This window comes from Pseudomonas sp. 43NM1 (genome assembly GCF_002836905.1).
GTDB lineage: Bacteria > Pseudomonadota > Gammaproteobacteria > Pseudomonadales > Pseudomonadaceae > Aquipseudomonas > Aquipseudomonas prosekii.
Genome location: NZ_MKGS01000047.1, coordinates 28652 through 40453, shown reverse-complemented (window position 1 = coordinate 40453; position 11802 = coordinate 28652). Strand labels below are relative to the sequence as shown.

Sequence of the window (11802 nt, the reverse complement as noted above, 5' to 3'; positions counted from 1 at the left end):
AATAACAATCGCACTAACAACAGCGTTAACAATAAAAGTGCCTTGCCATGAGCCGAGCTACCCGCATCACCGACCCCTCCTATGAGTTGATGGACGACCACAACGGGTTGTCCATCATCTATCGCCAGCATGGCTTTCCGTGCCCGCTGGTGCGCTGGCATTTTCACAAGGAATACGAACTGCACCTGATCGTCGCGAGTTCCGGCAAGGTGTTCATTGGCGACTACATCGGCAATTTTTATCCGGAATCGCTTTTCCTCACGGGCCCAAACCTGCCGCACAACTGGATCAGCCAGGTCGCCGAAAACGAAGTGGTGCCCAAGCGCGACATGCTGGTCAACTTCACTGATGAGCTGTTCGACAGCGGCCATTTGGTGTTCGCCGAACTGAAAACCCTGGCACCACTGCTTGAGCGTGCGCAGTACGGCATCGAGTTTCGCTGCAAGCGTACGATTCGCCAGGCAATGACGCTGATGCAACGCATCGCTGATACCCAAGGCGTCACGCGCCTCGGGCACTTTTTCATTCTGCTGGAGTTGCTTGCGGCCTCGGATGACTACCAATTGTTGTCCGGCGCCACCACGCCGCAGTTGGCCGACGAGCACAGCGTCGACCGCACCAACCGCGCGGTGGATTACATTTTTGCCCACTACGCCCGGGAGTTGCCGCTGGAAGAAGTGGCGGAACATTTGGGGATGAAACCGACCTATTTCAGCCGCGTGTTCAAACAGGCTACAGGCCGCTGTTTTATCGAATTCGTCAATCGGTTGCGCATCAGCAAGTCCTGCGAGCTGCTCGCCGATGGCGATAAACCGGTGACGGACGTGTGTTTCGAGTCCGGGTTCAACAATATCTCCAATTTCAATCGGCGGTTTCAGCAGCTCAAAGGCATGACACCGTCGCATTACCGGCGGTTGGCGGTGCAGCGCCTGACCGAACAAAACCTCGGTTAGCGTAGGCGCATGGCATGCCCGCGATGGCGTTCCCGAGAGCGTCATCGCGGGCAAGCCATGCTCCCACGAGTGAAAAAACCAATACGGAATTCATGCCGGACTGTCGCCCGATAACCGTCCTCTGCGCTCGCCCACGCAAACACCAGTGCAAAAAAGTATCGATTGCAGTGCTATGGATGATTTGTCACATCCTCAATTGAAGGCTGTAATCAGTGCACATTCTTCCTGCCTCGGAAGACACAAAAACAATAACCGTCCTTCTGGCCCCGCCGGGTACAGAAAAGGAGTGCACGATGCAACCTTCTGTAAAAGCTCTGCTTGCCCTCACCTGCATGACCCTCAGCAGCGTCAGCCTCGGCGCTCAGACCCTGACCATCGCCACCGTCAACAACAGCGACATGATCCGCATGCAAAAGCTCTCGAAAACCTTCGAGGCCGCACATCCGGACATCAAGCTGAATTGGGTGGTGCTCGAAGAAAACGTCCTGCGCCAGCGCCTGACCACCGACATCGCCACACAGGGCGGCCAGTTCGACGTGTTGACGATTGGCATGTACGAAGCAGCACTCTGGGGCGCCAAGGGTTGGCTGGAACCAATGAAGGATTTGCCGGCCGATTACGCGCTCGACGATGTATTCCCGTCGGTGCGGGAAGGTCTGTCGGTCAAGGGCTCGCTGTACGCCTTGCCGTTCTACGCCGAAAGCTCGATCACCTATTACCGCACCGACCTGTTCAAGGACGCCGGGCTGACCATGCCGGAGCATCCGACCTGGACGCAAATCAGCGAATTTGCCAGCAAACTCACGAACAAGGACAAAGAACAGTACGGCATCTGCCTGCGCGGCAAGGCCGGTTGGGGCGAAAACATGGCGTTGATCACCACCGTCGCCAACGCCTATGGCGCGCGCTGGTTCGACGAACAGTGGAAACCGGAATTCACCGGTCCGGAATGGAAAAACGCGCTGAACTTCTACGTCAAAACCATGAAGGATTCCGGCCCTCCAGGCGCATCCAGCAACGGCTTCAACGAAAACCTCGCGCTGTTCAACAGCGGCAAATGCGCGATCTGGGTCGACGCCAGCGTTGCCGGCTCGTTCGTCACCGACAAGAGCCAAAGCAAGGTCAGCGAGCACGTCGGCTTCACCTATGCGCCGCATGAAACCACCGACAAAGGCTCAGCCTGGTTGTATTCCTGGGCACTGGCGATCCCGACCAGTTCCAAAGCCAAGGACGCCGCGAAGACCTTCAGCGCCTGGGCCACTTCCAAGGAATACGGCGCGCTGGTTGCCGAGAAGGACGGGATTGCCAACGTGCCACCAGGCACGCGCGCCTCGACCTACAGCGAGGCTTACATGAGCGCCGCGCCGTTTGCCAAAGTCACGCTGGAATCGCTGAAAGTGGCCGATCCGAGCAAACCGAGCGCGAAACCTGTGCCGTACATTGGCATTCAATTGGTGACCATTCCGGAGTTCCAAGCCGTCGGCACGCAGGTTGGCAAGTTGTTCTCGGCAGCGTTGATCGGCCAGACCACGGTCGATCAAGCGCTGACCGCGGCCCAGCAAACTACCGAACGTGAGATGAAGCGCGCCGGTTACCCCAAGTAACCCGTGCCCCCCCTGTAGGAGCGAGGCTTGCCCGCGAAGGCGGTTTGTCTGACACACCGCTTTCGCGGGCAAGCCTCGCTCCTACAGTTGATCTCATCTGCCTGTTCCCAATCGGTTCTCTTGCCATGAATATCTCAACTGCCAAAGCTCAAATGGACATTCCCCAACCGGTGCGTAAAAGCCGGCTGGCCAATCCCGGCTGGTTTCTGGTCAGTCCTTCAGTGGCACTGTTGCTGCTGTGGATGATCGTGCCACTGGGCATGACCGTGTACTTCTCGATGATCCGCTACAACCTGCTCTACCCCGGCGAAAACGAGTTCGTCGGGCTGGAAAACTTTACCTACTTCCTCACCGATTCGGGTTTCCTGCCCGGCGCCAGCAATACCTTGCTGCTGGTCGGCAGCGTGTTGCTGATCAGCGTGGTGTTTGGCGTATTGATCAGTGCATTGCTGGAGGCCAGTGAATTCCTCGGACGCGGCATCGTCCGGGTCATGCTGATTTCGCCGTTTTTCATCATGCCCACCGTCGGCGCGCTGATCTGGAAGAACCTGATTTTTCATCCGGTCTCGGGAATTCTCGCCTACGTCTGGAAACTCTTCGGCGCGCAACCGGTGGACTGGCTGGCGCATTACCCGCTGCTGTCGATCATCATCATTGTGTCCTGGCAATGGCTGCCCTTCGCGATCCTGATCCTGATGACCGCCATGCAGTCTCTCGACCAGGAACAGAAAGAAGCCGCGCGCCTCGACGGTGCCGGCCCGGTCGCGATCTTCTGGCACCTGACCCTGCCGCACCTGGCGCGGCCGATTGCGGTGGTGGTGATGATCGAAACGATCTTCCTGCTCTCGGTGTTCGCCGAAATCTTCACCACCACCAATGGTGGCCCCGGCTATGCCTCGACCAACCTCGCCTACCTGATCTACAACCAGGCGCTGGTGCAGTTCGATGTCGGCATGGCGTCCGCTGGCGGCTTGATCGCGGTGGTGATTGCCAACGTCGCGGCCATCGTGCTGGTCCGGATGATCGGCAAAAACCTGACAGACAAAGCCTGAGGCCCGCGCCATGACTCTTCAACAATCCCGCCGCCTGCAAAGCCTGCTGCTCGGCACCCTGGCCTGGGCCATCGCGATCCTGATCTTCTTCCCGATCTTCTGGATGGTGCTGACCAGTTTCAAAACCGAAATCGACGCCTTCGCCACGCCGCCGCAGTTCATCTTCACGCCGACGCTGGAAAACTACCTGCACATCAACGAGCGCAGCGACTACTTCAGTTTCGCCTGGAACTCGGTGGTGATTTCCTTCAGCGCCACGGCGCTTTGCCTGCTGATCGCGGTGCCGGCGGCCTACTCGATGGCGTTCTACGAAACCAAACGCACCAAAGGCACGCTGCTGTGGATGCTCTCCACCAAAATGCTGCCGCCGGTGGGCGTGCTGATGCCGATCTACCTGCTGGCAAAAAGCTTCGGCCTGCTCGATACGCGGATTGCGCTGATCGTGATCTACACGCTGATCAACCTGCCGATTGTGGTCTGGATGATTTACACCTACTTCAAAGACATCCCCAAAGACATCCTCGAAGCCGCGCGCCTCGACGGCGCTACGCTGTGGCAGGAAATGGTTCGGGTATTGCTGCCGATCGCCAAGGGTGGCCTGGCTTCCACGGTGCTGCTGTCGCTGATCCTGTGCTGGAACGAGGCGTTCTGGTCACTCAACCTGACCTCGTCGAAAGCCGCGCCGCTGACCGCATTGATCGCCTCGTATTCAAGCCCCGAAGGTCTGTTCTGGGCCAAGTTGTCAGCGGTCTCGACCCTGGCCTGCGCGCCGATTCTGATCTTCGGCTGGATCAGCCAGAAACAACTGGTCCGGGGCCTGTCGTTTGGTGCGGTGAAATAAATGGATCGTCTCTGTAGGAGCCAGGCTTGCCGGCGAAGGTGTCCGTCAAATCGCCTTCGCCGGCAAGCCTGGCTCCTACAAAAAAGCCCGAGCGGCTCAACCGAATAACAATACGTGGAGGCCCATCACCATGGCCAACCTGAAAATCAAGAATCTGCAAAAAGGCTTCGAAGGTTTTTCCATCATCAAGGGCATCGACCTGGAAGTGAACGACAAGGAATTCGTGGTGTTCGTCGGTCCGTCGGGCTGCGGCAAATCCACGCTGCTGCGCCTGATCGCCGGCCTCGAAGAAGTCAGCGGCGGCACTATCGAACTCGATGGCCGCGACATCACCGAAGTCAGCCCGGCCAAGCGCGACCTGGCGATGGTGTTCCAGACCTACGCCCTGTATCCGCACATGACCGTGAAAAAGAACATGTCGTTCGCCCTCGATCTGGCCGGCGTACCGAAAGCCGAAGTCGAGAAGAAAGTCGGCGAAGCGGCGCGCATCCTCGAACTCGGGCCGATGCTGGAGCGCAAACCTAAACAACTGTCGGGCGGCCAGCGCCAGCGTGTGGCGATTGGCCGGGCGATTGTGCGCAACCCGAAAATCTTCCTGTTCGACGAACCACTGTCCAACCTCGACGCCGCCCTGCGCGTGCAAATGCGCCTGGAACTGCTGCGCCTGCACAAAGAACTGCAAGCGACGATGATTTACGTGACCCACGATCAGGTCGAAGCCATGACCATGGCCGACAAAGTGGTGGTGCTCAATGGCGGCAAAGTCGAGCAAGTCGGCTCGCCGCTGGACCTCTATCACCAACCGGCCAACCTGTTTGTTGCCGGTTTCCTAGGCACGCCGAAAATGGGCTTCCTCAAGGGCAAAGTCACACGCGTCGAAAGCCAGAACGTCGAAGTGCTGCTCGACGCCGGCACCCGCATCACTCTGCCATTGAGCGGCGCCAACCTGAGCGTCGGCGGCGCGGTAACGCTGGGGATTCGCCCGGAACACTTGAACCTTGCGCAAACCGGCGACTGCACCCTGCAAGTCACGGCCGACGTCAGCGAACGTCTGGGCAGCGACACTTTCTGCCACGTCGTCACCTCGTGCGGCGAAGCGTTGACCATGCGCGTGCGCGGCGACCTCGCCAGCCGCTACGGCGAAACCCTGAGCCTGCACCTGGACGCCGAACACTGCCATTTATTCGATGCCGACGGCGTGGCGCTGACCCGCCCGCTGCGCGCAGCGGCCTGATTTAGAGAGCCTGTGATGAAACTCAATAAACACAATCTCAACCGCCTCGCTGCCGAAGTGGCGCTGCCCGCCTACGCGCTGGGCGACACGCGCCAAGGCATTGCGCACATCGGCGTCGGCGGTTTCCACCGCGCGCATCAGGCGTATTACACCGATGCACTGATGAACACCGGCGAAGGCCTCGACTGGGCGATTTGCGGCGTCGGCCTGCGCGCCGAAGACCGCCGCGCTCGCGACGATCTTAAAGAGCAGGATTACCTGTTCACCCTGTTCGAGCTCGGCGACAGCGATGACACCGAAGTACGGGTGATCGGCGCCATTCGCGACATGCTGCTCGCCGAGGACAGCGCCGAGGCGTTGATCGACAAACTCGCCGATCCGCAGATTCGCATCGTCTCGCTGACCATCACCGAAGGCGGCTATTGCATCGACGACAGCAACGGCGAGTTCATGGCGCACTTGCCGCAAATCCAGCACGATCTGGCGCACCCGGACGCGCCGAATACCGTGTTTGGTTTCCTCTGCGCCGCGCTGGCCAAACGCCGCGCCGCCGGGACGCCCGCGTTCACCTTGATGTCGTGCGATAACCTGCCGCACAACGGCGCCGTCACCCGCAAGGCACTGCTGGCGTTCGCCGCCCTGCGCGATGGCGATCTGCGGGACTGGATCGAGCAAAACGTCAGTTTTCCCAACGCGATGGTCGACCGCATCACGCCGATGACCAGCACCGAGCACAAACTGCAATTGCACGACAAACACGCGGTCGACGACGCTTGGCCGGTGGTGTGCGAGCCGTTTGTGCAATGGGTGCTCGAAGACAAATTCGTCAACGGCCGCCCGGCGTGGGAGAAGGTGGGCGTGCAGTTCACCGACGACGTCACGCCTTATGAAGAGATGAAAATCAAACTGCTCAACGGCAGTCATCTGGCCCTGACGTATCTGGGTTTTCTGAAGGGTTACCGCTTCGTCCACGAAACCATGAACGACCCGCTGTTTGTGCGCTACATGCGCGCTTACATGGACCTCGACGTCACGCCGCAACTGGCGCCGGTGCCGGGCATTGACCTGACCGAGTACAAAAACACTCTGGTGGCGCGGTTTTCCAATCAGGCGATTGCCGATCAACTGGAGCGCGTGTGTTCGGACGGCTCGTCGAAGTTTCCGAAATTCACCGTGCCGACGGTCAATCGTTTGATCGCCGATGGCCAGGAAACCAAGCGTGCGGCGTTGGTGGTTGCGGCTTGGGCGCTGTATTTGAAAGGTGTCGATGAGAACGGCGTGACCTATTCGATTCCTGATCCACGGGCGACTTTTTGTCAGGCACTGGTCGCTGATGATGCGTTGATCACCCAGCGCTTGCTGGCGGTCGAAGATATTTTCGGCACGGCGATCGCCAATTCGCCGGAGTTTGTCGCGGCGTTTGAATGGTGCTGTAACAGCTTGCGTGAGGTCGGTGTGACGCAGACGTTGGAACGGGTGCTGGCCGAACGATCTTCGGCAGGGTCATGACATGGCAAACCAACAACTATTCCTCGGCATCGACTGCGGCACTCAAGGCACCAAAGCGATCATCCTCGACGCCGTCAACGGTCAGGTGCTGGGCCTCGGCGCGGCGGCGCACACGCTGATCAGCGGCGCCAACGGTCGGCGCGAGCAAGACACCAGCCAATGGCTGGAAGCCTTCGCCCTCGCCACCCGCCGCGCCCTGCTCGCGGCCAATGTCGATGGCCAAGATATCCTCGGCGTCGGCGTTTCCGGGCAGCAACACGGCTTGGTCCTGCTCGACGGCGAAAGCCAGGTCTTGCGCCCGGCCAAGCTCTGGTGTGACACAGAATCGACCCCGGAGAACGATCGGCTGCTGGCCAATCTCGGTGGCGAATCCGGTTCGCTCGAACGCCTCGGCGTGGTCATCGCGCCCGGTTACACGGTGTCGAAACTGCTCTGGACCAAAGAACAACACCCGGACATTTTTGCCCGTATCGCGCGGATTCTGCTGCCGCACGATTACCTCAACTATTGGCTGACGGGCCGCAGTTGCAGCGAATACGGCGACGCCTCGGGCACCGGTTATTTCAACGTGCGCACGCGCCAATGGGACTTGCAGATATTGCGCGAGATCGACCCCAGCGGTCGCCTGGAGGCGGCGCTGCCGGAGTTGATCGACGCCCACCAGCCGGTCGGCACGATCCTGCCGGGCATCGCCGCACAGCTCGGGATCAACCCGCACGCACTGATCGCTAGCGGCGGCGGCGACAACATGATGGGCGCAATCGGCACCGGAAATATTCAGCCCGGCGCGATCACCATGAGCCTCGGCTCCTCCGGCACCGTTTATGCCTATTCCGAACATCCAACAGTCAGCTCGGACGCTTCGGTCGCGACGTTCTGTTCCTCCAGCGGCGGCTGGTTGCCGTTGATCTGCACGATGAACCTGACCAACGCCACTGGGGTGATTCGCGAGTTGTTCGAATTGGACATCGAGCGCTTCAACGAACGGGTCGAACAAGCGCCGATTGGCGCGGACGGCGTGTGCATGTTGCCGTTCCTCAATGGCGAACGCGTGCCCGCCCTGCCCCACGCCACCGGCAGCCTGCTGGGGCTGACCATGACCAACCTGACCGAAGCCAATTTGTGTCGCGCGGCGGTCGAAGGCACAACCTTCGGGTTGCGTTACGGGCTGGACCTGCTACGCCAAAATGGCTTACAAAGCCGCAGCATTTGTTTGATCGGTGGCGGCTCCAAGAGCCCGGTGTGGCGGCAGATCGTCGCCGATATCATGAACACCCCGGTGATCTGCACCGAACAAAGCGAAGCGGCGGCCCTCGGCGCGTCGATTCAAGCGGCGTGGTGCCACGCCTCGGCAAACGGCGACGCAAGCAGGCTGGCCGAACTGTGCGAACGCTGCGTGAAACTCGACCCGGCCAGCGAAACCCTGCCGATTGCCGCCAACGTTGCGGCGGCGCAGCAGGCCTACGAACGCTATCAACAGCATGTCGCAACCCTTTAAAGAGCGAACAATTATGTATCTGGTGTGTGGCGAAGCGCTGTTCGATTTCTTCAGCGAAGACGATGCCAGCGGTCTGGCTTCAAAAGTGAATTTCAAGGCGATTGCCGGCGGTTCGCCGTTCAACGTTGCGGTGGGTTTGCGCCGCTTGGGCGTGGACTCTGCGCTGTTTGCCGGGCTGTCCACCGACTACCTCGGCCGCCGTTTGCAACAGGTGTTGCAGGAAGAAGGCGTGCGCGCGGATTACCTGGTGGACTTCGCCGCGCCGACTACCCTGGCGATGGTCGCGGTTGGCGCCAACGGCTCGCCGCACTACAGCTTTCGCGGTGAAGGCTGCGCGGATCGGCAATTGCGCCTCGAACACCTGCCGGAACTCGGGCCGCAGGTGCGCGGTTTGCACATCGGATCATTCTCGCTGGTGGTCCAGCCGATTGCCGATACGCTGCTCGCACTGGTCGGCCGCGAAAGCGGCAAACGCCTGATCAGCCTCGACCCGAACGTGCGCTTGAACCCCGAGCCAAACATCGACCTGTGGCGCTCACGGATCGCCGAGCTGGTCGAATTGGCCGACCTGATCAAGGTCAGCGACGAAGATTTGAGCCTGCTGTACCCCGAGCAGGATCCGCAGCGGGTGATCGAAAGCTGGCTGACCCACCGCTGCCAATTGGTGTTCCTGACCCGTGGCGGCGAAGGCGCGAGCGTGTTCAGCCGGGCGCATGGCTCGTGGTCGGTGCCGGCGTGTTCAGTGACGATTGCCGATACCGTCGGCGCTGGCGATACCTTCCAGGCTGCGCTGATTACCTGGCTGACCGAACAGCAACTGGACTCGGTGGACGGCGTGCAGCGCCTGAGCCGTGAGCAGATCGACGCCATGCTCAAGTTTGCCGTGCAAGCGGCGGCGCTGACGTGCGGCAAGACTGGGCCGGATTTGCCGTATCGGCATCAGTTGGAATTGCGCTAAAGCCGCGGACCTCTTCGCGGGCAAGCCTCGCTCCTACGGGATTAACGCCGTTCTTACGACCGACACAAACCCTGCAGGAGCGAGGCTTGCCCGCGAATGCCATCGATCTGACACCGGCATGTGTAAACTAGCGCCCTTTCTCCGCGCATCTCAGGAAGACGGGCTTTTGAACGCAAGGCTAACGGCTGGACTTTTGTTACTCACGACGTTGCTGGCCGGTTGCGGCACCTCGCCCCCTCGCTCGCCGAACGATATCTGCGAAATCTTTCGGGAAAAGAGCGACTGGTACGACGCCGCACAAGTCACGCAAAAACGCTGGGGCGTGCCGATCCAGGTGCCGTTCGCGATCATGTACCAAGAGTCCGGCTACCGTCACAACGCCAAGACACCGCGCAAATATCTGCTCTGGATCATCCCGTGGGGCCGGGTGTCGACCGCGTCGGGTTATGCGCAAGCCAAGGATGAGGTCTGGTCCGACTACCAGAAGAGCACCGGCCGCAACTGGGCCGACCGCGAAGATTTCGATGACGCCATCGACTTCGTTGGCTGGTACATGGACAAAACCGCCACCATCAATGGCGTCTACAAATACGATGCGTACGGCCAATACCTCAACTACCACGAAGGCTGGGGCGGCTATCGCAATAAAACCTACGCCAGCAAAGCGTGGCTGATGAATACCGCCGGCATTGTCAAAGGTCGCTCAGACCTTTATGCGCGGCAATACGCAGGCTGCAAGGAAGATTTGAATCGCGGCTTCTGGAGCCGGTTCTGGCATTGGCTGTAAAACCTGACCTTCGCAGGAGCTGCAACAAGTAGCTCCTGCAAAGGCGCGTGAATCACAACACCGAAAAGTTGTAACTGAAGATCACCCGCGTTTCATCCACGTCGCGGGCAAACTTTTGGTAGTTAGTCCGGTACGTCGCGTTACGCAAACGCACGCTGACGTCCTTGAACGTCCCGCTCTGCACCACGTACTTGAGTTCGCTGTCGCGTTCCCACTCTTTACCCTCCTGCTCACTGCCGAGCACTTTGATGTGATCCCCGTTCACATAGCGGGTCAGGAAACTCAAACCGTTAATGCCGATGGCCTTGAAGTCATAGTCATAACGCACTTGCCACGAACGCTCTTGCGCGGCGGCGAAGTCGTTGACTTGCACGTAGTTGACCAAATACGGATTAGTGCCATCCAGGTACGGCATCGAATTGTCGCCATTCATGCGCTGCCAACCGGCGCTGAACGTGTGGCCACTGATCGCGTAAGCCAACATGCCGCTCAACGCGCGGTTATCGATAGAGCCCGCGCGCGCGTCGCCGCTGTCGGCACTTTTCAATACCCGCAGATCCGCTTTCAGCACGCCGCCAGCCAACGCTTGATTGGCCAATAACCCGACAAAGTGCTGGCGATAAATGTCTTCGAGCTCGGCGTAGTGATATTGCGCGGTCAGGCGATCATTGATCTTGTAATCGAAACCAACCATATCGAAGTGGTCAGCCGTGGTGTTACAGGCGTAACGCTTGTTCTTGCAGTGCACGCGGATGTCTTGGGAATCGGTCGAATCCCGCGCGGTGTACTGGTCCAGCCGCGCCGCCATAAAGGTCAGGTCTTTGACTTCTTTTGAGGTGAGCATTGCGCCGTTGAACATCGTCGGCAGCAATCGGCCGTCGTTGTATTTGAGCAATGGCACGTCGGGTAACAGTGCGCCGTACTTCAACACGCTTTGCGATACACGCACTTTGGCGGTCAAGCCAAGTTTGGCGTACTGGTCTTTCGAACCGCGCGGGTTCTCGCCGCTAGATGGCAGCAAACCACTGTTGCTGCTGTCGGCGCTGGAATCCAGTTTGAGTCCAAACATGCCGATTGCATCGATGCCCAAACCTACTGGGCCTTCGGTGTAACCCGATTGCAAATTGAGAATAAAACCCTGCGCCGACTCTTCACGCTTGGAGGCGCCTTGGTCGTTACTGGTGTGCCCATCACGAAAATCGCGGTTGAAATACACCGTGCGCGATTCGATTTTCGCCGTGGTGTCGTCGATAAAACCGCTGGCCTGAACCGGCGCGGTAAAACCGGCGCACAGCACTAAAGCGCCGAAGCCGAGTGACTGGCGCGCGGTGGTGAGGGGAAATGGGGGACGCATGAAAAAAAAGCT

10 protein-coding genes are annotated in these 11802 nt (G+C 59.6%); 9 read left to right on the top strand and 1 reads right to left on the bottom strand.

The window, feature by feature from the left end:
- Positions 1 to 47 precede the first annotated feature (47 nt).
- From BI292_RS06520 to BI292_RS06480, 9 genes are all read left to right on the top strand, one after another.
- Positions 48 to 953: an AraC family transcriptional regulator gene (locus BI292_RS06520; protein ID WP_101207369.1), complete on the top strand. Its 906-nt coding sequence runs from the start codon at positions 48 to 50 to the stop codon at positions 951 to 953.
- Between the two features lie 293 nt (positions 954 to 1246).
- Complete coding sequence (locus tag BI292_RS06515) at positions 1247 to 2557, top strand: sugar ABC transporter substrate-binding protein (protein WP_101207368.1); 1311 nt, start codon at positions 1247 to 1249, stop codon at positions 2555 to 2557.
- Positions 2558 to 2709: 152 nt separating this feature from the next.
- Positions 2710 to 3609, top strand: a complete 900-nt coding sequence (locus tag BI292_RS06510; RefSeq protein ID WP_256592625.1) for a carbohydrate ABC transporter permease — start codon at positions 2710 to 2712, stop codon at positions 3607 to 3609.
- 10 nt (positions 3610 to 3619) lie between these two features.
- The gene (locus tag BI292_RS06505; protein WP_054046221.1) at positions 3620 to 4450 is read left to right on the top strand and encodes a carbohydrate ABC transporter permease; all 831 of its coding nucleotides are present in this window, start codon (positions 3620 to 3622) and stop codon (positions 4448 to 4450) included.
- 130 nt (positions 4451 to 4580) lie between these two features.
- Positions 4581 to 5684 (top strand): ABC transporter ATP-binding protein, encoded by a 1104-nt coding sequence (locus BI292_RS06500; RefSeq protein ID WP_101207366.1) that lies wholly within the window; start codon positions 4581 to 4583, stop codon positions 5682 to 5684.
- Between the two features lie 15 nt (positions 5685 to 5699).
- A complete protein-coding gene (locus tag BI292_RS06495; RefSeq protein WP_101207365.1) occupies positions 5700 to 7193 on the top strand; it encodes a mannitol dehydrogenase family protein in 1494 nt (497 codons plus the stop codon).
- 1 nt (position 7194) lies between these two features.
- On the top strand, positions 7195 to 8691 hold the full coding sequence (xylB, locus tag BI292_RS06490) for a xylulokinase (RefSeq protein ID WP_101207364.1): 1497 nt from the start codon (positions 7195 to 7197) through the stop codon (positions 8689 to 8691).
- A 13-nt stretch (positions 8692 to 8704) separates the two neighbouring features.
- Complete coding sequence (locus BI292_RS06485) at positions 8705 to 9649, top strand: carbohydrate kinase (protein WP_101207363.1); 945 nt, start codon at positions 8705 to 8707, stop codon at positions 9647 to 9649.
- Positions 9650 to 9815: 166 nt separating this feature from the next.
- Positions 9816 to 10436 (top strand): hypothetical protein, encoded by a 621-nt coding sequence (locus BI292_RS06480; protein WP_092280982.1) that lies wholly within the window; start codon positions 9816 to 9818, stop codon positions 10434 to 10436.
- A gap of 52 nt (positions 10437 to 10488) precedes the next feature.
- On the opposite strand, the gene BI292_RS06475 is transcribed toward BI292_RS06480, so the two are convergent.
- On the bottom strand, positions 10489 to 11790 hold the full coding sequence (locus BI292_RS06475) for an OprD family porin (protein ID WP_101207362.1): 1302 nt from the start codon (positions 11788 to 11790) through the stop codon (positions 10489 to 10491).
- Between the last annotated feature and the right edge of the window lie 12 nt (positions 11791 to 11802).